Below are 20,509 nucleotides of genomic sequence, written 5' to 3' on the forward strand. Positions count from 1 at the left end.
ACCGAATACGCGAAGGAAGTACGGGACGCCATGCGCGTCGGAGCCCCGGCTCCGGAACCGACTCCCCCCAGGACGGCACCGGCGGTCCCCGGATGGCGAGCGACGAGCCGTCGATGAAGGACTCCATCGGCACCGACTTCATGGCGTCGATCGTGGTCTTCCTGGTCGCGCTCCCCCTCTGCATCGGTGTCGCGGCGGCCTCGGGCGTCCCGGCCGCCCTGGGCATCATCACCGGCATCATCGGTGGTCTGATCGTGGGCTTCCTGCCCGGCAGCAATCTCCAGGTCTCCGGCCCGGCGGCCGGTCTGGCCGTCCTGGTCCTGGAGTTCACCACCAAGCACGGCGTCGAACTCCTCGGCCCGGTGGTGCTGATGAGCGGCATCATCCAGATGGTCCTGGGCGTGCTGAAGGCGGGCGGACTCTTCCAGTCCATCTCGCTCTCGGTGGTCCAGGGCATGCTGGCGGGCATCGGTCTGCCGCTGATCCTCAGCCAGATGTACGCGCTGGTGGACTCCAAGCAGCTCGGCACCCCGCTGAAGAACGTCGGCGGCCTCGGTGACCTGGCGACGGCCGTCGCGGGCAGCCCGCAGAAGGTCGCGGCGCTGGCCCTCGGTCTGATGGCCATCATCCTCTGCTTCGTCTGGTACAAGGTTCCCGCGCCGCTGAACAAGGTCCCCGCGCCCCTGATCGCGGTGATCCTGGGCTGTGTCGTCGGCGCGATGCCCGGATTCGACGTCAAGAAGGTCGAGTTCGGCAACATGATCGAGGCCATCAACTTCACCACCCCGGCCGCGCTGTCGCACATCTTCGACCCCGCGGTCCTCGTCATGATCATCACCTTCACGGTGATCGCCTCGGCCGAGTCGCTGTTCAGCGCGGCGGCCGTGGACCGGATGCACACGGGCCCGCGCACCAAGTACAACCACGAGCTGTTCGCCCAGGGCGTCGGCAACGCCGCCTCCGGAGCGCTCGGCGCGATGCCGCTCACCGCGGTGATCGTGCGCAGCGCCGCCAACGTCAACGCGGGCGCCAAGACCAAGCTGTCCCGCATCCTGCACGGTGTCTGGCTGCTGGGCTTCGGTCTGCTGCTGCCCGGTCTGCTGGGTCTGATCCCGATCGCCGTCCTCGCCGGTGTGCTGCTGCACGCGGGCTGGAAGCTGTTCAACCCTCCCGCGTTCGTCAAGATGTGGAAGACGGACCGCGGCGAGGGCATCGTCATGATCATCACGACGGCCGCCATCTTCTTCGCCAACCTGCTGGAGGGCGTGCTCGCCGGTCTCGCGCTCGCCGTCGTCCTGGTGGCGCTGCGGATGTCGCACATGAGCATCAAGGAGACCGTCAAGGGCGACACCGGACGGCTGGAGCTGCGCGGCAACGCGACCTTCCTGCGGCTGCCCCGGCTGATCGAGGCCCTGGAGGCCATCTCCGACAAGCCCCGGGTGCACGTGGACGCCACCCGGCTGGCCCATCTGGACCTCGCCTGCCGCAGCCAGATCGAGGAGTGGGGCGAGCAGCGCAAGAAGGCGGGCGCCCTCCACGTGGACATCCGACTGCCCGAGCCGGGCGTCAAGCCCGGTGACGTCACCGAGCCGGAGCCGGCGCGGAGCCTGGACGAGCACACCGACGTCGAGGTCACCGCGGAACTCCCCGGCAGCGGGGTCGGCGTGGGCGTCGGGGTCGGAGTCGGGACCGGCGTGGGCGAGAACGCCGGACCGGGCGCCTACCCCGGTGGCCACCAGGCCGCCTCCGCGGCGGACTTCACCGACACCCTGCCGCCGACCCACGAGCGGTCCCGTCCTTACCAGGAGGCGGTCCAGCGGTTCGCCGCCGACCAGGGACACGGCCACTCCGATCACCACACCGGTTCGCACGCCCGGCCGCACCCGCAGCACAGCGGGCACGTCCCGATGCCGCAGCCGGAGCCCGCGCACCAGCAGGCCCAGCCTCAGCCGCAGCACGCGGCGCACCAGGCCCAGCACCACCTGCAGTACCACCCGGGCCAGGCCCACACGGGCCAGCACCCGGCGGTCTACGCCACCCACCCCGGCCAGGCCCACCCGGGTCAGACCCACCCGAGCCAGGTGCACCACTACCACCACCACTACCAGTACCAGGAGCCGTACCCGGCGCAGACGCCCGGCTACCCGGCTCCGGCGCAGCAGGCGCAGCACCAGACCCAGCAGTTCCCGGCACACGACTCGACGGGCCAGCAGCCGGTGTACGGCGAGGCCGCCCAGAACGGTCACTGGGGTCCCGGAGACGAGTGGGCGGGCCAGTCCCACGGGGAGGGGAGCAGGCGATGAGGATCAAGCTGACGGCCGACGAAGAAGACGGTCTGTTCCAGCTACTGCGTTCGCTGCACACGTTCCTGACCGCGTGCGAGGACGAGACCTGCCCCGAGCTGCGACCGCACCTCAAGGAGGACGGCACCGCCGCCGCCCCCCTGAACGGCGTCCCGTCCCCCCGACCCCGGCCGACGCACTCCCACGCGTACGCCCGGTCCACCGCGCCGCACCCGGCGCACGCCCACCCCGCCGACGCGGACCAGGACCAGCCGGTCCGCTCGGCGCACCCCCACCACGAGGCTTCCGCCGGGCACCCCCCGGCGGAGGCCCCGGCCCCCGGCGGGCCGCGCCACCACCACCACGCGTCCACCGGCGCGCGGAGCACCGCCCCGACGGCGACCCCGGTCGCGGGCGGCCCGCACGCCACGGACCCGGTGCGGCCCGCCGCCCGGACTGCCGCCGGACCGGCCGCCACCGGTCCGGCGGCGACCCCGGACGAACCGGCCCGGGACCACCCGGCCCCGGCCGGTCAGGTCCCCGGGGACAGTCCCGCGACCCCGCTGCCCAAGCGGGACCGCGCCGGAGCCGCCGCCCGGGTCGAGGCCCGCAAGGCGGCGGCGGAAGCCGAAGCCAAAGCGGCACGAGGGGGTTGAGCGGATCCTCCTCCGCTCAAGTGCCCTTTCCCCGCCGGTCGGAACCGCCGACCGACCGGCCCGCGCCGGAGCCCCCTTGGCCCATGGGGGCTCCGGCGCCCCTCTGTTCCCGGGGCCGTCTGCTCCCGGGGCCCTCTGTTGCCGGGACCCTCTGTTGCCGGGGCCCTCTGTTGCCGGGTATCGGCGCGTTCCGAGGCCCGCCGGTACCCGGGGGCCGCCGTGCTCCGCCGACCTCCGCGGGACCCACCGTCCGACGGGTCCCCCACGGGTCGGCGGAGGGGGAGAACCCCCGCTCCACCGGCGGGTCCACCGCACTGCGCGACGGGGACCGGACCGGGCAGAGTCCCGTCCATGACCCGTATCCCCCTCCGTACCCGTGCCCATGCCCATGCCCGTGCCCGTGCCCGTGCTCATACCCGTACCGGCTCCTCGTCCGGGACCGCGCCCGCCGCCGGGACCGCCACCCCGTACGGGACGACGCCCATGGCCGGGACCGGGTCCGGTGCCGGGACCGGAACCAGGGCCGGTGCCGCGATCACGACCGGGGCGGCCTCCCGGTCCACGGCCACCACCGGGACCGGAGCCCGGGCCGCCGCACGGCTGGCCGTCCCCGCCGCGCTCGCCCTGCTCTGCGCGGTGACCCTGCTGAGCGCCCCGGGCCACGCCACGCCCGCCACTCCACCGGCCACGGTCACCGCCGGTGGGGACCGGCCCGCCACCACCGGGGAGGACGGGAAGGACCCGTGGGCCGACCGGACGCGCGGCACGGTGGTCTCGGCCACCCTGGTGGCGGACCTCGACGCCGAGCGGGTCGCGGCGCGCGTCAGGGAGGCGGGCTTCGCGACGGACCGGGTGCGCCACGGGGTGCGGGCCCACCGGGTGGTGTACCGCACGGTCGACGCCGGGGGCCGTCCCACCACCGCCAGCCAGCTGGTCGTGGTGCCTAGGCGGGACACCTCTGGCCCCCGGGCGCTGCGGACGGTGTCCTGGCTGCACGGCACCACGGTGTACCGGGGCGACGTGGCCTCGGTGAACGACCGCGCCACGGACCGGGCGGTGGCGTTCCTGTTCGCCGGGGCGGGGTTCGCGGTCTCCGCGCCCGACTACCTCGGGCTGGGCGAGGGCCCCGGATTCCATCCGTACGGGCACCCGGAGGCGACGGTGTCCGCCGCGCTCGACGGGCTGCGGGCGGCGCGGGCGTCCGTCCGCCGGGACGACGGCCGTGAACTGCGGCGACGGGTCCGGGTCGGCGGCTTCTCGCAGGGCGGGCCCGCCACCATGATGCTGGGCCGGGCGCTGGAGGGCGGCGCCGACCGGTACTTCCGGGCGGGGGCGCTGGCCCCGGTCGGCGGCCCGTTCCACCTGAGCGCCTTCGAGGCGGCCGCCGCCGACGACCGGGTGGTCCGCTCCTCGCTGTACCTGGCCTACTTCGCCACCGCCTGGCAGCGGATGTACGGGCTGTACGACAGTCCCGGCGAGGTGTTCCGCGCCCCTTACGACACGGTGGTGGAGGAGCTGTTCGACGGGCACCACACCACGGCCCGGATCGCCGCCGCGCTGCCCGCGACCTCCCGCGAGCTGTTCACCCCGGAGTTCCTCGACCGGGTCCGCCACCCCACCGGCGAGCTGCGCCGACGGCTGACGGAACTGGACTCCACCTGCGACTGGCGGCCGGACGTCCCCGTCCACCTCTTCCACGCCCGGGGCGACCGGGACGTCGTCATCGACCACGCGGAGCACTGCGCCGGGCAACTGGCCGCGCACGGCGCCGACCACCGTCTCACGGACCTCGGGGACACCGACCACAACGGTTCGGTGCGGGCCGCCCTGCCGGGGGTGCTGCGGGCGTTCGGGAGCCCGTCCGGCGGTTCCGGGGCCGCCGACGGACGGTGACGGCGCCGGTGGCGGTGGCGGTGGCGGTGCCCAACGCGCCTTCCCGGGAGGCTCCGTCGGCCGGGCCCGGCCGGGTTGACCTCAACCGGGGTCGAGGAAGCAGGCTGCCGGTATGGACATCCCCCACACGGGCACGGACACCCGGGACGACACCGCCATGACCGCCACGACGGCCCGGGCCGAGCGAGATGAACGGAACGAACGGGATGAGCAGGACGAGCGGGACATCAGGAAGACCCTGGACGTCTACACCGATCTGTGGAAGCGCCACGAGATGGACGCCTGGGGCGAACTCTTCACCGAGGACTCCGACTTCATCACCCATCGCGGGCTGTGGTGGACCTCCCGCGAGGCGAACGTGGCGGGACACAAGGACGTGCCCCCCGAGGTCCTCGCCCAGAAGGCGAACTACGGACAGGAGGTGGTCGGCGTCCAGGCGGTCGCCCCGGACGTGGCCCTCGTCCACACCGTCTGGAGCTGGCCGGAGCACCGGCTCCCGGGCGCCGGGGAGCCGGAGGACCGCCGGGGGCTCGTCACCCTGCTGATGGTGCGGCGGGACGGCCGCTGGCTGATCCGGGCCGCCCACAACACCCGGGAGAACGGCCTGGACGACTTCGCCCCCGGACGCGGCTGAAGGTCTCCGGTCCGACGCGGACACCACCGTGCACGGGCCCGAAGCAGGCTTGCCTCCCGGTCCCCCGTACGGAGTCCGGTCCCCTGCGCGGCGGGGACGCCGAGCGCGTCCGGTTGACGCGCGGCGCCGGGAACGCGCGCGCGGCTAAAGTCGGTACATGCCGACGCACGCACGCGCACGTCTCCTGGCCGCCGCCGAGGAACTGTTCTACGCGGAAGGGGTTCGCGCGGTCGGGGTGGAGCGGCTGCTCACCGCCTCGGGCGTGGGCCGCGCCTCGTTCTACCGGCACTTCGCGGGCAAGGACGAGCTGGTCGTCGCCGTGCTCCAGACGTACGGCACCCGGTTCCTCGACTGGCTGACGCGGGACGTCGCGGTGCGCGGCGGTCATCCGCTGACGGTGTTCGACGCCCTGGCCGACCGGTTCGCGCAGTCGGACTTCCGGGGGTGCGCGGCGATCAACACGATCATCGAGAGCGCCGATCCGGACAGCGCCGCGCACCGGGTCGCCGCCGACCACAAGGACGACGTGGTGCGGTACCTGACCGGGCTGCTCACCATCGCGGGCGCCCCCCGACCCGTCGAACTCGCCCGGCAGTTCCTGCTGTTGATCGACGGGGCGATCGTCACCGCGCTGCGCGAACGCGACGCCCGGCCCGCGTACCGGGCCCAGGCGATCGCGGCGGCGCTGCTGCGCTGACCCCGCCGGGCGCCCGGCGGGCGGACGGACCCCTCAGGGCACCTCGGCGAGCGGGGGCGGCGCGGGCACGACGGCCGGGGTCGCCATCCCGTTCTCGCTCAACGCGACCGGGTTCAGCTCCACGCTGCGGACCAGCACACCCGGGAAGTCCTCGAAACGCCCCAGGGCGTCCGCGATCGCCCCGGTGAGGGAGGCGGCCCGGACGGCACAGATGAACCGGGAGTACCCGGGCCTCTCGGCCAGCCCCATGTCTCCGTGGTGGAAGCGGTCGAGGTGGTCCAGGGTGCGGATCTGCTCCTCGCTGAGCGGGGCGTCCAGCACCAGGTTGAAGTGCCAGTCGCGTTCAGACGCATCGTTCATGTTCACGGACGAACTCATAGATCCTCTTCGCTTCGGTTCCGGTACTCCTGGGGGTGCATGAGATGCCCAGCCGATCGTCGCAGGGGCAGCAGACGACGTATCCCCAGGTGTGGCCACTCTTCTTGTGCGTCACCTTGAGGCCCGCCGCCTCCGCCCGCTTCAGCGCCGCCTCGACGTCCTTCTTCTGGTGACGGTCTCCGCTTGCCATACCGCGTTCCTAGTCCCCGCACCGGCGCGGCGGAGGCCACCGGGGAACGGACCACCCGGACGAGCTAACGCCCCGCGTCCCGCGCCGCCCGGGTCCGGCACCCTCCCGGGCGGCCTGTCAGAGGTGCCGACTACGGTGGGCCCTGTTCGACGTTCCGTTCGAAAGCTGACCGGAGAAACGAGGTGGGGGCGATGGTCGTGGCACGCCTCGCCGGAGCGGTCCTGGGGACCTGGACGGTCCTGCTGCTCGCGGTGCTCGCGCCCTCGGCGCTGCTCCCCACCGACTGGCACTACTACGTGTATTCGCCCGCCAGCGTGGGCCTCTGGGTACTGACCATGCTCATCGGCCCGCCCGTCGTCTGCTTCGCCGTCTGGCCGTGGATCAGGAACGGCGGCGGCGAAGGACGCGGCTGAGCGCACGCCCGGACCGGACGGACGGAGCCGGGCGGCGGGAGGATTCGTCATGGGGGATCTTCATGGGAAGAGTGACCTGGGGGACGCGGCTGTGGGGCGGGGCGGCGCTGCTGCTGACCGCGCTGACGGTGTTCGGCTCCCTGTTCCGGTCCGGCGCGGGCGTCCCGCGCGTGGACGTCGCCGTGCTGAGCGGCGCCGCGCTGCTGTGCGCGGCGGGCTGGGTGGCGGCGGGCGTCCGGGCGAACCGGCGGCCCCGGCCCGCCCCGACGGGCCCGGCGGAGGTGCCCGCGCCTCCGCGACGGCTGCCGCACCGGGTGCCCGACGTGGTGCTGAGCCGGGTGATCCTCGCGCTGCTCGCCTTCGTCCCGGCGGCCTACGTCGAGCTGGGCACCCGCCCCGACGGGGACCACGCGCGTCTGATCGCGGCGATCCAGGAGGCCGGGGCCCGCACCGTCCAGGGTCACGTCTCCCCTCGGGACGACTACCGGTTACGCCCGGACGGCCGGGCCTGGCGGAACATCCACTACCGGGGTGACGCCAAGGTCCTGATACCGGGCCGGAAGCCGGGCACGGAGCTGTCGCTCACCGTGCGGGGCGTCCTGCTCGGCCCGATGGCGTCCCCCTGGGAGGTGACCGTCCTCTACGCGCCCGACGCCCCCGAACTGGGCGCTTTCGTGGACGAGACGGGCAACGTGGCGCTGTACGCCGGGGGTTACGGCCCCTGGTTGGAGCGCACGCCCACCGCGTCCGGCGGCGGTCAGGCGGCCGTCGTCTCCGCCTTCCTCGCCCTGCTCGCCCTGTTCTTCGCGGGCACCGGGGCGCGCCGCGACCCCTCGGCCCGGTTCCTGCGCGCGGACGTCGCCCGGGCCGACCGGGTCCCCGCGATACGCGCCGAGGTCGTCACGGGTGTCCGGGACGAGTACACCACCGTGGGTTCCGAGCCGGGCAGGACCGAGGTCAAGACGTCGCACTGGCTGCGGCTGGAGTGCGCGGACGGCACCGTCGTGGACGTCAGTCCGATGCACCACCACCCGACCGCCTCGGCCTCGCTCGCCGTCGAACTGGCCGGACGGCCCGGCTGGCTGATGGGCGCTGAGCGGTGGCGGACGCTGTCCGGGGGCCAGCCCGTCGTGTTCGTCACCGACGACGGCGAGGCCCTCTGGCTCTTCCTCAACCGGCGGACCTTCGAGGCGGTCCTCGGCAACACCTCGGTGGAGACCTCCGCCGACCGCCGGGTGCGGCCGGTGGCGGCGCGCACCGACGCGGGTCTGCTGCCCGCCCGGCTGCCCTGGCTGGGGACGCTGGCCCTGGCGTGGGCGCTGGTGCTGCCGGTGCTGCTCACCCCGTCCACCCGGGCGCTGTCCTGGACGCTGTGCGGGCTGTCGCTGGCGGCGGTGCTGGCGGCGATGGTGGTGTGCGGGGAGAGCAAGCGGCCCGCCGTCGACCGGGCGGACGGCTGGGAGGTGATCCGGCACCGCAACCCGGTGCTGGACACCTGACGGGCGCCGGGAGCGGGTGGGATACCGTCCCGGGATGAGTTTCCGACTGGCGGCGTACGCCGTGTGCGTGGTGGACGGACGGGTGCTGCTGGCCCGTCATGTGTCGCCGGACGGGGTGGGCACCTGGACCCTGCCGGGCGGGCGGGTCGAGCACGGCGAGGACCCGTTCGACGCGGTGGTGCGGGAGGTCGCGGAGGAGACCGGCCACGACGCGGAGGTGGCACGGCTGCTGGGCGTGGACTCGCGGATCGTCCCGGCGGCCGAACGCGCCGTCCCCGGCGGACCGGAGCACCAGAACGTCGGGGTCTTCTACGAGGTCCGCGTCAGCGACGGCCCATCGCGTCCCCGGCCGGGCGACGAGGTCGCGGAGGCCGTGTGGACCCCGCTCCCCGAGGTCACCGCCCTGCGCCGGTCCACCCTGGTGGACGTGGGCCTCGCCCTGGCCCGGACCCGCCCGCCGACCGGCCACGTACCGCCCGTCCCGGTGGGCGGGCTGCTCCAGCACTGAGCCGGCGCCGAGCCAGCCCTGAGCGGACGCCTCCCCGCCTCCCGGGTCAGGCGCTGCGCTTGCGGGGCGCGGCCTTCTTGGCCGCCGCGGCCTTCCCGGCGGACTTGGCGGGTCCGGCCGACTCGGCGGTCTTGGCGGTCTTGGCGGACTTGGCGGACTTGGCAACCGTCGCGGACTTGGCGGTCTTCACCGTGCCCTTCGCCGTCTTCTTCGCGGCGGCGGTCTTCCCGGCCGCCTTCCGGGGAGCCGTCCCCTTCGCGGCCTTCTTCGCCCTCTTCGCCTTCGGGGCGGACTTCTCCCGGGCCGCCGCCACCGACCGCTCCAGGATCGCCGCGAGGTCGATCACCTCCGCGCCCACCGGTTCCCCGGGGCGGGCCGGGGCGGGGAGGTCGCCGGAGAGCTTCGCGGTGATCAGTTCGTCGAGCGCGGCCCGGTAGTGGTCGTGCAAGGTGTCCGGGTCGACCTCGCCCAGGGTGTCCATCAGGGCGTCCGCCAGGTCCAGTTCGGCGTCCCTGACGGTGATCCGGCCCTCGGGGGCGATGTGGTCGGTGGCGCGGATCTCGTCCGGCCACAGCAGCACGTGGAGGCAGAGGACGTCGTCCAGGGGGCGCAGCATGGCGAGCCGTTCGCGGCCCCGCAGGGCGAACTTGGCGAGGGCGACGGTGCCGGTGCGCCGCAGGGCCTCGCGGAGCAGGACGTACGGCTTGCCCGCGTCCGGGCCGTGGACGGCGAGGTAGTACGGGGTGTCCATCTGGAGGGGGTCGATCCGGTCGGCCGGCAGCACGGAGACGACCTCGATGGTCTTGGCGGTGCGCAGCGGCAGCGCGGCCAGGTCCTCGTCCGTGACGACGACGACCGTGCCGTCCGGCATCTCGTAGCCCCGGACGGTGTCGGCGGCGGAGACCTCCTCGTCCTCCAGTTCGCACACCTTGCGGTAGCGGACCCGGCCGCCGTCCTCGGTGTGGATCTGCCGGAAGGACACCGCGTGGCTCTCGGTGGCGCCCATGACCTTGACGGGGACGCTGACCAGGCCGAAGGCGAGGGAGCCGTTCCAGATCGAGCGCACGTCCGCCGCCTTCCGGGAGCCGGTGCCACCTGACCGGTTCGTACCGTTTCATGGCAGTCTCATCGTATGACGCCGATCACCGAGGTGGAGGGGCGACGGCTGACGCTCAGCAACCTCGACAAGGTGCTGTACCCGGCGAGCGGCTTCACCAAGGGGCAGCTGCTGCACTACTACGCGACCACGGCCGGGCCGCTGCTCGCCCAGCTCAGGGACCGTCCGGTGTCGTTCCTGCGGTACCCGGACGGGCCGGACGGCCAGCGGTTCGTCACCAAGAACGTGCCGCCGGGGACGCCCTCCTGGGTGCGCACCGCCGAGGTCCCCCATTCGGACGGCGGGCAGCGGCAGGTGGTCGTCCAGGACCTGGCCTCGCTGATGTGGGCGGCGAACCTGGTGACCGAGTTCCACACCCCGCAGTGGCGGGACGGCGCGTACGCCCGCGCCGACCGGCTGGTGTTCGATCTGGACCCGGGGCCGCCCGCGACGGTGGTGGAGTGCTGCGAGGTGGCCCTGTGGCTACGGGAGCGGCTGGCCGCGGACGGGCTGGAGGCGTACGTCAAGACCTCGGGGGCGAAGGGGCTGCATCTGCTGGTGGCACTGGAGCCGACCCCGTCCGCCGAGGTCAGCGCGTACGCGCGACGGCTCGCCGTGGCCGCCGAGCGGGCGGCACCGGCGCTCGTCACCCATCGGATGACCCGCGCGCTACGGCCCGGCAAGGTCTTCGTGGACTTCAGCCAGAACGCCGCCGCGAAGACCACGGCCACTCCCTACACCCTGCGCGCCCAGCCCGAGCCGACCGTCTCCGCGCCGCTGACCTGGGCGGAGACCGAGGCGTGCCGGGACCCGGCCGATCTGGTCGTCCGGGCCGACGACCTGGCGGGGCGGCTGGAGCGGTACGGGGACCTGCTGGCGCCCCTGTACGACCCGGACCGGGCCGGAGCGCTGCCGGACTCCTGACGTACGGCCACCTCACGAGGGCCCCGCCCGGGACGGACCCGCCCCGGACCGGCGGGCGCCGGACGGACGGCCCCGCTCAGAGGTGACGCCAGGCGCCCCGGTCCCGGGCGGTGGCGTACAGCGCCGCCACCTCCTCCGGCTTGAGGACCCCGCCCGCGCGGCCCAGCCCAGCGAGCCCGGCGGCGTCCCCCAGCACCCGGACGTCACCGGCGGCCGGTGGCCCGGTGACGTCGGTGGCCCCGACCACCACGAGGACGGGCGTGACGTGCGCGGTCAGCGCGTGCGCGGCGCGCTCCGCGAGGGAGCGGACCGCCCCCAGCAGCGGCCGGGGCGCGGCCCGGCCGACCGTCACCTCCGGATCGGCGATCCTGACCCGCCGCCCCCGGACGGCCAGGACGTGCACCGCGAACGGTCCCGCCGGGCCGATCGCCAGATGCGGCAGCCGGTCCCCGCCGGGCAGCGGCACGGAGTGCAGCACCCGCCAGCCGCCGGGTTCCAGGGCGTCCAGGGCGGCGCCGGTGGCCTCCTCGGCGGTGAGCGCCGCCCGCCGGGGGTCGGTACGGGCCAGGAGCCGGGGCGGCGCGGGGTCCCGGTCCAGCGCGATCCGCAGGGCCTCGCCGGGGCGGTTGGGGGCGAGGTCGTCGTCCGGGTGCAGCGCCAGCCGGGCGAGGTCCGCGGCGGTGGGGACGGGCGGCGGACCGATGGTGACCCGGCCGCTCAGATACGGGGTCAGGGCGGTGAGCACCGCGTCCGTGTCGGGGGTGCTGAGGACCGTCACCCGGGCGCTGTCGTGGTCGTACCAGGCGAGGGTGCGGCCGGACGGAAGGGTGACGTGGAGCAGGTTCCGGCCGTGGCGCCGGGTCGGTACCACGCGCAGACCGGTCATGGCTCACCCCCGTCGCCCCATGGGAGCAGGCGGGGAACGCGGGCCGCAAGGCACCGGCCGGAGGCAGGGGCGGGAACCGGCCATCCAGGGGATCGGGAGGGGCGGACGGGGGTGGAGCGGAGGGCGGCGGTACGGTCCGTGCCGCGTACCGCTCACCGGAGCGTGTGGAGGGTGCCCGGACGGACCGCGCGCCCCCGCGACGCGCCCTCCCGCCGGAGCGGGAACCACGAAGGTGGCCGGAACGTGTCAGCGGCCGGGGGGAACGTCCACGCTGAGGAGTCCGGCGCGGGGTCCCGTACCGTGGCGGACTGAAGGAGTGAGTCCCGTTCGTCCGTTCGCAGGAGTGCGCCCCGTGTCCCACCGCAGAGTCCGCCGGTCCCGCGCGGTCCGGCTGACCGCCGCCCTGGGCCTGGCCGGGGCGGCGCTGGCGGGCTGCGGCGACCCGGGCGGCCTGGAGAGCGCGGGCGCCACCCCGACCGCCGTGGCCCCGACCCGGCTGTGGCCGGATCTGCCCCCCGCCTCGACGCCCGCCTTCGACTACGGCGAGGCCGCCACGGAGGCCGTGGAGGGCGTCACCGTCCCTCGCGGGGACCTGCGCCGCCTCGATCCCGTCACCCTGCTGAAGGCCCAGGCCGCCCGGACCCCGGACGGCTCCACCGGTCCGGGCGCCCTGGACGGGGAGACCGCCGGGCGGATCGCCCGGTGCGAGCGCGGCGGCGCGGGCCGGGGGGACTGCCCGGTGCTGACGCCCCAGTACCGGGACCTGACGGGCGACGACCGCGACGAGGCGATCATCGGCGTCCGGCTGCCGGACGGACAGCTCGCGGTCCGCGTCTTCTCCCAGGAGGGCGGCGGGCTCACCCAGGTCATGCACACCTCCGACGCGGTCACCGGGGTGCAGCTCGCGGGGCGGGACCTGGTCATCCGGGCGGTGTCCGGCATCCCCGGCTACGAGTACCGGACCGTGTGGTCCTGGGACCGGCACCAGCGGGCGGTGCTGCCGACGAAGGACGAGTTCCTCCGGGTGGACGACAACGGCGACGGACCCGACGGCGCCACCCCCTCCGGCCCGCCCCGCCCGTCCCCGGCCCGGCCGTCCCCGGCGCCCTCCCCGTCCGTGGCCGCCCCGGCCGCGCCCCCGTTCCCCTCCTCGTCCGGCACGGCACCGCCGGTCGCCCCGCCGTCGTCCTCCCTCCCGGGGAGCGCCTCGTGAGCCCGTCGCGCCCCGCGTCCCCCGCGCGCCCGGTCCGTCCGAAGGGCCCGGGGCGCGGCGCGGTACGGCGGCTGCGCTCGTGGACGGCCTCGCTGCCGTGGAAGGCGGCGGTGTTCATCACGGTGATGTGCTGCGCCCTCGCCGCGCTGCTGGGCGTGCTCGTCCACGCCTCGGTGACCCACCAGACGGTCGGCCAGGCGCGGGAACGCGCGCTGACCCTGCTGACGGCGGCGACCCGGGCGTACGAGGACGGCGGACAACTCGGTCCGGGGGCCGCCCTGGACCCGCCGGAGCTGCCGCGCACCCTGCGGCGGCTGGCGCTGGACGGAGAGCGCGGCACCATGGTCGGCGACCGCTCCCCGCGCCCCACGATGTGGGCGGCCGGTCCGGCGGAGGGCGACCGGGTCATCGCCGTGGCGGTCGACTACTCGCAGGGGGTGAGCACGATCGCCGGGCTGGACCGGGCGATCCTCGGCTCCTCCGCGCTGGCGATCGGGGCGACCCTGCTGGTCGGCGCGTTCGCGGTGACCCGGGTGACCCGGCGGCTGCACGCCACCGCGCGGGTGGCCCGGCGGATCACCGCCGGGGACCTCGACGCCCGGGTCGACGACCCCCGCACCAAGCACCCGGCCCGGGCCCAGGACGAGGTCGCCGCCGTGGCCGCCGCGCTGGACTCCATGGCCGCCTCGCTCCAGGGCAAGCTGGAGAGCGAACGGCGGTTCACGGCGGACGTGGCGCACGAGCTGCGGACCCCGCTGACCGGACTGCACGCGGCGGCGGAGCTGCTGCCGCCGGGCCGCCCGACCGAACTGGTGCGGGACCGGGTGGCCGCGCTGCGCACCCTCACCGAGGACCTGCTGGAGATCTCCCGGCTGGACTCCGGCGGCGAACGCCCCGACCTGGGCGAACACCGGCTGGGCCCGCTCGCGGAACGGGTCGCCCGGGGCGCCGGGGCGCGCACCGAGGAGGAGACCGGCCCGGTCGCCGTGGTCGTCGTCCGGGACGTCTGCGTGGAGACGGACCGCCGCCGTCTGGAGCGGGTGCTCGGCAATCTGATGGCCAACGCGCTGACCCACGGCCGGGGTCCGGTGACGGTCACCGTGGACGGCCCCCGGATCACCGTCCGGGACCACGGCGACGGCTACCCCGACTACCTGGTCCAGCACGGCCCGCAACGGTTCCGCACCGAGGGCGGCGCCAAGGGCCACGGGCTCGGGCTGACGATCGCCCTGGGCCAGGCCACCGCGCTGGGCGCCCGGCTCTCCTTCGCCAACGCCCCGGCCCCGCACCACGGCGCGGTGGCGACCCTGGTCCTGCCGGAGGGCTGAGGCCGGGCCGGGACCGGACGGGCGCGACGGGGTCGGGGCCGGGATCGGGCGGAACCGAACGGGGCGCCGTGACGGTGACGGAACCGGGCCGGGTGCCCCGTCGGAAACGGGCCCCTCGGGACGGGAACCCCGACGGCACCGGGCCCGGCGAACCCGGTCCGGCCTGGCCTGGTCAGGTCTGGTCAGGCCAGGTCCGACGGGCCCGGGTCCGGGTCCGGTCAGGCCGGATCCGACGACCACCGCCCCGGAACCGCTCCGGTACCGGTCCCCGTCCCGGTCGCGGCACCGGTCGCGCCCCCGGCACCCGTCCCGGTGGAGCGGACGAAGTCCCCGATCAGCCGGGCGGTCAGCCCGGGCTGGTCCCGCATCAGCCAGGTGCGGCTGTCGGGCACCGCCTCCAGCCGGGCCCCGGGGATCAGCTCCGCGAGCCGCTCCCCGTGCGCGAACGGGAAGATCCGGTCCTCGGGCGCGAACGCGACCAGGGTGGGCCGGTCGAAGGAGGACAGCCGGTCGGCGGCGGCCCTCAGCGGCACCGGGTCGTACCCCAGGGTGGCCTTCTCGCAGTCGCGGCGGATCCCCGGATCGGCGCCGAACGCCGCCACCCAGCGGTCGATGAGGTCGTGCGGCAGCGGACGCTTGGTCAGCAGCCCGTAGGCGAAGGGCAGCCGTCGCACGGCCCGCAGCCGGAGGGTCCGGTAGGCGAGTCCGAGCAGTCCGGGCACCCGGGCCGCCGGGACGATCGTCTTGAACCAGACGGGCGGACAGTTGTCGAAGCACTCGCCGCCGGTGAGGACCAGACGGCCGATCCGCCCGGGGTACCGGGCCGCGACGTTCTGGGCGACGGCGGTACCGAAGTCGTTGCCGACCAGGGTCACCCCGCGCAGGTCGAGCCGGTCCAGGAAGTCGGCGACGAGCCGGGCGAGGCCCGGGAGGTCCAGCTCCGCGCCGGGGTCCATGGGCGTGCGGTGGGCACCGAGCGGCAGGTCCGGGACGACGCACCGCAGCCCCGGGGCGAGCAGGTCGACGACCGGGTCCCAGAGCTCCCCGGCCATCAGATAGCCGTGGAGGAAGACCACCGGTTCACCCGTACCGGTGTCCCGGTAGTGGACGGTCCCCTGCGGAAGTGCGATCTGCGGCACGGCGCGACCCCTCATCCAAATTCACATACAGACTGTCTGTACGTGCTGTCGGTACGTAGAATGCGTGCACGCTGTACGGAAATCAAGGGGGTCGGATGGAATCCGCCAACACCGGCAAGCACGCCCAGCGGTCCCGGGCCACCCGGACCGCGCTCGTGACCGCCGCCCGACGGCTGTTCGGCGAGCGCGGCTACGCGGGCGTCGGCACGGAGGAGATCGTCCGGGCGGCGGGGGTCACCCGGGGCGCGCTCTACCACCAGTTCCGCGACAAGACCGACCTGTTCGACGCCGTGGTGCGGACGGTGGAGGCGGAGGTGACCGAACGGATCGCCGGGCGGGCCATGGCGGAAGCCGACGACCCGGTGGCGGCCCTGCGGGCCGGGGCGCGCGCCTTCCTCGACGCCTTCGCCGCGCCGGAGACCGAACGGATCCTGCTGCTGGACGCCCCCGGGGTCCTGGGGTGGGCCCGCTGGCGCGAGATCGGCCAGGAGTACGGGCTCGGCGTGGTCACCGCGGCCCTCGAAGCGGCGATCGCCGCCGGGGCGCTGGCCCGGCAGCCCGCCGCCCCGCTGGCCCATCTGCTGCTGGGCGCCCTCGACGAGGCGGCGCTCAAGGTCGCCCACGCGGAGGACCCCGAGGCGGCCCGGGTGGAGATGACCGCCGCCCTGGAACGCCTCCTGGACGGCCTGGTCGTCCGCCCCTGAGGCGGGGCGGCCCGGTCGCCCGCGCTCTGAGGCGCGGCCGGTCCGCGCCCGCCCCCGGGAACACCCGGACGGCCCGGCCACCGGTGTCCCCGCGCCCCGGACAGCCCGGCGCCCCAAGACCCTGCCCTCCACCGGGGGCCGGCATCGACGCCGGGGGGACGCGGACGGCCCGGCCACCGGCGCCCCCCTCACCCCGGACGGCCCGGACCCCAAGGCCCCGCCCTCCGCCGGGGGGGGCCGGTATCGACGCCCCGGAGGGACGCGGACGGCCCCGCCGCCGGTGCCCCCGCGCCCCGGACAACCCAGCGCCCCAAGGCCCCACCCCCAGCCGCCGGGGCCGGTACCGACGCCTCCCCGGGACGCGGACGACCCGGCCGCGCGGCCCCGGGGCACCCGGCCCCGCGCCGGACGCCACCCGATGGCGGAACGCAACGCGCGGGGCCCGCCCCCGCTTCCTAGGGTGAAACCGGTATCCACCCCCCACCCGAGGAGCCCCATGAGCCTCCGCACGCCCGCGCGCGCCACCGCGATAGCCGCCGCGGCGGTCGCCCTCGCGCTCGCCGCAGCCGTCCCCGCCACCGCCGCGCCGGACGACGCGAACGCCACGGCCGTCACCACCGGCGCCACGAGCCCGACCGGCGCCACGCACACCACGACCACGACCCCCGCGCCGGACGCGCCCGTCACCACCGGCGCACCGGGCGCGGCGTCCACCGCGCCCCAGGGCGCCGCCACCGGGAACGAAGACCGCCACCACTACTACAAGGGCCGGATCACCGCCCGGAGCGGACTGCTGCTGAGGGACTCCCCCACCCGGGGCAGCCGCGTGCTGCGCAAGGAGCCGCACGGGGCGATCGTCAGCATCTACTGCAAGACGCGCGGCGACCGCGTGGAGGGCAACGACCTCTGGTACCTGCTGACGGACGGCACCTGGGCCTGGGGCGCCGCCCACTACATCGACAACATCGGCAAAGTGCCGCACTACTGCTGATGAACTGACATAACGCGACATCCACCGGTCGACTTGCTACGTTCCCGGCATGACCGGAACGGGAACGGGAACGACGGCGCAGGCCCCGCCCACCGGCCCGGCCACCGCCGTCCGCCGCCCGGCGGGCCGGGGCACCGAACTGGCCCTGCTGGTCCCCGCGGTCCTGCTGGCGGTCCTCGGCCACTGCGCCGCGGGCCTCGGCAGGACCGGCGAGGTCCCGCCCGGGCTGCTGCGCCACGGCGCCGGGCTGGGCGCCCTCGCCCTGCTCGCGCACGGCGCGGTCCGGCTGCGCGCCCGGTACGCGGACCCGCTGCTGCTGCCGATCGCGGTCCTCCTCAACGGGGTGGGCCTGGTCCTGGTCCACCGGCTGGACCTGGAGACCCCGGGCGACCTCGCGGCTCCCGCCCAACTCGTCTGGTCCGCCGTCGGGATCGCCCTGTTCACCGTGGTCGTCCTGGTCCTGCGCGACCACCGGGTCCTCGGGCGCTACGCGTACCTCAGCATGGCCGCGGCCCTGGTGCTGATGGTGGTCCCGGTCTTCTTCCCCGCCGTGAACGGCGCCCGCGTCTGGATCCGGTTCGGCGGACTCTCCTTCCAGCCCGGCGAGTTCGCCAAGGTCCTGCTGGCGCTGTTCTTCGCGAGCTACCTCGCCGCCCACCGGGACGCACTCGCCTGCACCGGCCGCCGGGTGTGGCGGCTCCAGCTGCCGACCGGCCGGGTGCTCGGACCGATCGTCGCGGTCTGGGCGCTCAGCGTCCTCGTCCTGGTCGTCGAACGCGACCTCGGCACCTCGCTGCTGTTCTTCTTCCTCTTCGTGGTCCTGCTGTACGTGGCCACCGGCCGCACCGGCTGGATCGTGGTGGGGCTGCTGCTGGCGGCGGCGGGCGCGACGGCGGTCGGCCATCTGGAACCGCATGTGCACGCCCGGATCGAGGACTGGCTGAGCCCCTTCGCCTCCATCGAGGCCGGGGAGGGCCCCCGTCAGCTCGCCCAGTCGCTGTTCTCGTTCGCGGCGGGCGGGCTGACCGGCACCGGGCTCGGCCGGGGCGACTCCGTCCTCATCGGCTTCGCCGCCAAGTCGGACTTCATCCTGGCGACGGCGGGCGAGGAACTCGGACTCGCCGGGCTCTGCGCGCTGTTCCTGCTGTACGCGCTGCTGGTGGAGCGCGGGTTCCGGGCCGGGCTCCGGCTGCGGGACCCGTTCGGGCTGCTGCTCGCGGTGGGCCTCGCCTCGATCGTGGCCCTCCAGTCGTTCGTGATCGCGGGCGGGGTCACCGGACTGATCCCGCTCACCGGCATGGTGATGCCGTTCCTGGCCCAGGGCGGCTCCTCCGTCGTCACCAACTGGATCATCGTCGCCCTGCTGATCCGGCTCAGCGACTCGGCCCGGCGACCGCCCCCGCCCGACGACCCCGTCCCGGCCCCCCCGCCGGACGCCACCCCGGACCAGGCCCCGGAGCCCGTCCGGTGACCGCGCCCGCGCCCCCCGGCCACCGCCCGGTCGGCACCCCGCGCGCGCCGCTCGCCATGCGGCGCCGCGCCCGGCACACCGCCCTCGGCTGTCTGGCGCTGCTCGCCGCGCTCCTGGTGAACACGGCCCGGCTGCAACTCGTCGAGGCGGGCCCGCTCGACGACGACCCGGCCAACCGCCGCGCCGCGATCGACCGCTACGCCCGGCCGCGCGGCGAGATCCTGGTGGACGGACGGTCCGTCACCGGCTCCGTGGACACCCGCGAGCACCTGCGGTACGAACGCGTCTACCGGGACGGCCCCCTGTACGCCCCGGTGACCGGCTTCTCCTCCCAGGTGTACGGGACGACGTTCCTGGAGCACGCGGAGGACGCCGTGCTGTCGGGCAGCGACCCGATGCTGGCGCCGTTGCCGTTCTGGCACGACCTGACCGGGTCCCGCAGCCCCGGCGGCCGGGTGGAGACCACCCTGGACGGGGCGGCGCAGCGGGCCGCGTACACCGGACTGGCGGGCCGCAAGGGCGCGGTGGCCGCCCTGGAGCCGGAGACCGGCCGGATCCTCGCCCTGGTGTCCTCGCCGTCGTACGACCCCGGGGCGCTGTCCGGCACCGGCCCGGAGGCCGGGGAGGCGTGGCGGGAGCTGAACGCCTCGCCGGACCAGCCGATGCTGAACCGGGCGGTCCGTCAGACGTATCCGCCGGGCTCGGCGTTCAAGGTGGTCACGGCGGCGGCGGCGCTGGAGTCGGGTGCCGTCCGCGATCTGGACGAACCGACCGGCGCCCCCGACCCTTACCGGCTGCCGGGCACCACCACCTCCCTCACCAACGAGGTGGACGGCTGCGCGGACGCCACCCTGCGGTACGCGTTCACCTGGTCGTGCAACACGGTGTTCGCCCGGCTCGGCACCCGGGTGGGACTGTCCGGGATGGTGGGCGCGGCCCGGGAGTTCGGCTTCAACGAGCCGGGGCTGCGGATCCCGTTCGCGGTGGCCACCAGCACCTTCGACCGGCGGATGGACCGGGCGCAGCTGGCGCTCTCCTCGGTGGGCCAGTTCGACACCCGGGCGACCCCGCTCCAGATGGCGATGGTGGCGTCGGCGGTGGCCAACGGCGGCACGCTGCGCACCCCGTACCTGGTCGACCGCACCACCACCGCCGACGGCACCCCGCTCCGCACGGCCCCGCCGCGCCGCTCCCGCCAGGCGATGAACGCGCGCACGGCGCAGCGGCTGCGGGAGCTGATGACGGGGGTGGTCGAGGAGGGCACGGGCACCCGCGCGGCGATCCCGGGCGCGACGGTCGGCGGCAAGACCGGCACCGCCCAGCACGGCGTCGGCAACACGGGCGTCCCCTACGCCTGGTTCATCTCCTGGGCCGAGTCGGAGGGGGCGACCCGCCCGGAGGTCGCGGTCGCGGTGGTGGTGGAGGACGCCTCGGCGGTCCGGGGCGAGATCAGCGGCGGCGGCGACGCGGCCCCGATCGCCCGGTCGGTGATGGAGGCGGTCCTGTCCTCCGCCACGGCACGGGCCGACGGCCCCGGCTGACCCCCCGGCGCGCTACGCCGTCCCGTCCGCCGCCCGGCCCGGACCGGGGCGGCGGGGGTGGATCGC

20 protein-coding genes are annotated in these 20,509 nt (G+C 75.3%); 15 read left to right on the forward strand and 5 right to left on the reverse strand.

What is annotated here, in order from left to right; translation table 11 throughout:
* The first annotated feature begins 140 nt into the window (after positions 1-140).
* The 5 genes from ACVWNX_RS09660 (at position 141) to ACVWNX_RS09680 (ending at position 6,162) form a co-directional block, all read left to right on the forward strand.
* Positions 141-2,303: a SulP family inorganic anion transporter gene (locus ACVWNX_RS09660; protein WP_454414690.1), complete on the forward strand. Its 2,163-nt coding sequence runs from the start codon at positions 141-143 to the stop codon at positions 2,301-2,303.
* Positions 2,300-2,938, forward strand: coding sequence for a hypothetical protein (locus ACVWNX_RS09665; RefSeq protein WP_454413488.1), 639 nt, complete (start codon positions 2,300-2,302; stop codon positions 2,936-2,938). The genes ACVWNX_RS09660 and ACVWNX_RS09665 overlap by 4 nt, the downstream gene beginning before the upstream one ends.
* A gap of 351 nt (positions 2,939-3,289) precedes the next feature.
* Positions 3,290-4,831, forward strand: a complete 1,542-nt coding sequence (locus ACVWNX_RS09670) for a hypothetical protein (protein WP_454413489.1) — start codon at positions 3,290-3,292, stop codon at positions 4,829-4,831.
* A 112-nt stretch (positions 4,832-4,943) separates the two neighbouring features.
* Entirely contained in the window at positions 4,944-5,465 is a 522-nt protein-coding gene (locus ACVWNX_RS09675; RefSeq protein WP_454413490.1) for a YybH family protein, read from the forward strand.
* A 157-nt stretch (positions 5,466-5,622) separates the two neighbouring features.
* Entirely contained in the window at positions 5,623-6,162 is a 540-nt protein-coding gene (locus tag ACVWNX_RS09680) for a TetR/AcrR family transcriptional regulator (protein WP_454413491.1), read from the forward strand.
* 33 nt (positions 6,163-6,195) lie between these two features.
* On the opposite strand, the gene ACVWNX_RS09685 is transcribed toward ACVWNX_RS09680, so the two are convergent.
* The gene (locus ACVWNX_RS09685) at positions 6,196-6,522 is read right to left on the reverse strand and encodes a hypothetical protein (protein ID WP_454413492.1); all 327 of its coding nucleotides are present in this window, start codon (positions 6,520-6,522) and stop codon (positions 6,196-6,198) included.
* Entirely contained in the window at positions 6,506-6,730 is a 225-nt protein-coding gene (locus tag ACVWNX_RS09690; RefSeq protein WP_454413493.1) for a hypothetical protein, read from the reverse strand. The genes ACVWNX_RS09685 and ACVWNX_RS09690 overlap by 17 nt, the downstream gene beginning before the upstream one ends.
* 191 nt (positions 6,731-6,921) lie before the next feature.
* Here ACVWNX_RS09690 and ACVWNX_RS09695 point away from each other — a divergent pair, with 191 nt between their 5' ends.
* The 3 genes from ACVWNX_RS09695 to ACVWNX_RS09705 all read left to right on the forward strand — a co-directional run bounded on the left by ACVWNX_RS09695 (position 6,922) and on the right by ACVWNX_RS09705 (position 9,150).
* Entirely contained in the window at positions 6,922-7,143 is a 222-nt protein-coding gene (locus ACVWNX_RS09695; RefSeq protein ID WP_454413494.1) for a hypothetical protein, read from the forward strand.
* Between the two features lie 62 nt (positions 7,144-7,205).
* Positions 7,206-8,642, forward strand: a complete 1,437-nt coding sequence (locus ACVWNX_RS09700; RefSeq protein ID WP_454413495.1) for a hypothetical protein — start codon at positions 7,206-7,208, stop codon at positions 8,640-8,642.
* Between the two features lie 34 nt (positions 8,643-8,676).
* Positions 8,677-9,150: an NUDIX hydrolase gene (locus ACVWNX_RS09705; protein WP_454413496.1), complete on the forward strand. Its 474-nt coding sequence runs from the start codon at positions 8,677-8,679 to the stop codon at positions 9,148-9,150.
* Between the two features lie 46 nt (positions 9,151-9,196).
* Here ACVWNX_RS09705 and ku read toward each other — a convergent pair whose 3' ends face one another.
* The gene (gene ku / locus ACVWNX_RS09710) at positions 9,197-10,216 is read right to left on the reverse strand and encodes a non-homologous end joining protein Ku (protein ID WP_454413497.1); all 1,020 of its coding nucleotides are present in this window, start codon (positions 10,214-10,216) and stop codon (positions 9,197-9,199) included.
* Between the two features lie 66 nt (positions 10,217-10,282).
* Here ku and ligD point away from each other — a divergent pair, with 66 nt between their 5' ends.
* The gene (ligD, locus tag ACVWNX_RS09715) at positions 10,283-11,170 is read left to right on the forward strand and encodes a non-homologous end-joining DNA ligase (RefSeq protein ID WP_454413498.1); all 888 of its coding nucleotides are present in this window, start codon (positions 10,283-10,285) and stop codon (positions 11,168-11,170) included.
* Positions 11,171-11,246: 76 nt separating this feature from the next.
* On the opposite strand, the gene ACVWNX_RS09720 is transcribed toward ligD, so the two are convergent.
* Entirely contained in the window at positions 11,247-12,056 is an 810-nt protein-coding gene (locus ACVWNX_RS09720) for an NERD domain-containing protein (RefSeq protein WP_454413499.1), read from the reverse strand.
* 352 nt (positions 12,057-12,408) lie between these two features.
* On the opposite strand from ACVWNX_RS09720, the gene ACVWNX_RS09725 reads away from it, so the two are divergent.
* A complete protein-coding gene (locus ACVWNX_RS09725) occupies positions 12,409-13,269 on the forward strand; it encodes a hypothetical protein (RefSeq protein WP_454413500.1) in 861 nt (286 codons plus the stop codon).
* Positions 13,270-13,340: 71 nt separating this feature from the next.
* Positions 13,341-14,597 (forward strand): ATP-binding protein, encoded by a 1,257-nt coding sequence (locus ACVWNX_RS09730; RefSeq protein ID WP_454414691.1) that lies wholly within the window; start codon positions 13,341-13,343, stop codon positions 14,595-14,597.
* A 218-nt stretch (positions 14,598-14,815) separates the two neighbouring features.
* On the opposite strand, the gene ACVWNX_RS09735 is transcribed toward ACVWNX_RS09730, so the two are convergent.
* Positions 14,816-15,736 (reverse strand): alpha/beta fold hydrolase, encoded by a 921-nt coding sequence (locus tag ACVWNX_RS09735; RefSeq protein ID WP_454413501.1) that lies wholly within the window; start codon positions 15,734-15,736, stop codon positions 14,816-14,818.
* Positions 15,737-15,831: 95 nt separating this feature from the next.
* On the opposite strand from ACVWNX_RS09735, the gene ACVWNX_RS09740 reads away from it, so the two are divergent.
* The 4 genes from ACVWNX_RS09740 to ACVWNX_RS09755 all read left to right on the forward strand — a co-directional run bounded on the left by ACVWNX_RS09740 (position 15,832) and on the right by ACVWNX_RS09755 (position 20,443).
* Entirely contained in the window at positions 15,832-16,440 is a 609-nt protein-coding gene (locus tag ACVWNX_RS09740) for a TetR/AcrR family transcriptional regulator (protein WP_454413502.1), read from the forward strand.
* A 496-nt stretch (positions 16,441-16,936) separates the two neighbouring features.
* Complete coding sequence (locus ACVWNX_RS09745; RefSeq protein WP_454413503.1) at positions 16,937-17,431, forward strand: SH3 domain-containing protein; 495 nt, start codon at positions 16,937-16,939, stop codon at positions 17,429-17,431.
* A 49-nt stretch (positions 17,432-17,480) separates the two neighbouring features.
* Entirely contained in the window at positions 17,481-18,902 is a 1,422-nt protein-coding gene (locus ACVWNX_RS09750) for an FtsW/RodA/SpoVE family cell cycle protein (RefSeq protein WP_454413504.1), read from the forward strand.
* A 56-nt stretch (positions 18,903-18,958) separates the two neighbouring features.
* The gene (locus ACVWNX_RS09755) at positions 18,959-20,443 is read left to right on the forward strand and encodes a penicillin-binding transpeptidase domain-containing protein (protein WP_454414692.1); all 1,485 of its coding nucleotides are present in this window, start codon (positions 18,959-18,961) and stop codon (positions 20,441-20,443) included.
* Positions 20,444-20,509: the final 66 nt, after the last annotated feature.

The sequence above is a fragment of the Streptomyces sp. JNUCC 64 genome (assembly GCF_054484115.1).

Coding starts and splice junctions, on each gene's coding strand:
- ligD (WP_454413498.1), top strand. CDS start 10,283: ATGACGCCGATCACCGAGGTGGAGGGGCGACGGCTGACGCTCAGCAAC.
- ACVWNX_RS09675 (WP_454413490.1), top strand. CDS start 4,944: ATGGACATCCCCCACACGGGCACGGACACCCGGGACGACACCGCCATG.
- ACVWNX_RS09680 (WP_454413491.1), top strand. CDS start 5,623: ATGCCGACGCACGCACGCGCACGTCTCCTGGCCGCCGCCGAGGAACTG.
- ACVWNX_RS09740 (WP_454413502.1), top strand. CDS start 15,832: ATGGAATCCGCCAACACCGGCAAGCACGCCCAGCGGTCCCGGGCCACC.
- ACVWNX_RS09660 (WP_454414690.1), top strand. CDS start 141: ATGGCGTCGATCGTGGTCTTCCTGGTCGCGCTCCCCCTCTGCATCGGT.
- ACVWNX_RS09685 (WP_454413492.1), bottom strand. CDS start 6,522: ATGAACGATGCGTCTGAACGCGACTGGCACTTCAACCTGGTGCTGGAC.
- ACVWNX_RS09665 (WP_454413488.1), top strand. CDS start 2,300: ATGAGGATCAAGCTGACGGCCGACGAAGAAGACGGTCTGTTCCAGCTA.
- ACVWNX_RS09755 (WP_454414692.1), top strand. CDS start 18,959: ATGCGGCGCCGCGCCCGGCACACCGCCCTCGGCTGTCTGGCGCTGCTC.
- ACVWNX_RS09750 (WP_454413504.1), top strand. CDS start 17,481: ATGACCGGAACGGGAACGGGAACGACGGCGCAGGCCCCGCCCACCGGC.
- ACVWNX_RS09695 (WP_454413494.1), top strand. CDS start 6,922: ATGGTCGTGGCACGCCTCGCCGGAGCGGTCCTGGGGACCTGGACGGTC.
- ACVWNX_RS09700 (WP_454413495.1), top strand. CDS start 7,206: ATGGGAAGAGTGACCTGGGGGACGCGGCTGTGGGGCGGGGCGGCGCTG.
- ACVWNX_RS09720 (WP_454413499.1), bottom strand. CDS start 12,056: ATGACCGGTCTGCGCGTGGTACCGACCCGGCGCCACGGCCGGAACCTG.
- ACVWNX_RS09705 (WP_454413496.1), top strand. CDS start 8,677: ATGAGTTTCCGACTGGCGGCGTACGCCGTGTGCGTGGTGGACGGACGG.
- ACVWNX_RS09670 (WP_454413489.1), top strand. CDS start 3,290: ATGACCCGTATCCCCCTCCGTACCCGTGCCCATGCCCATGCCCGTGCC.
- ACVWNX_RS09745 (WP_454413503.1), top strand. CDS start 16,937: ATGAGCCTCCGCACGCCCGCGCGCGCCACCGCGATAGCCGCCGCGGCG.
- ACVWNX_RS09690 (WP_454413493.1), bottom strand. CDS start 6,730: ATGGCAAGCGGAGACCGTCACCAGAAGAAGGACGTCGAGGCGGCGCTG.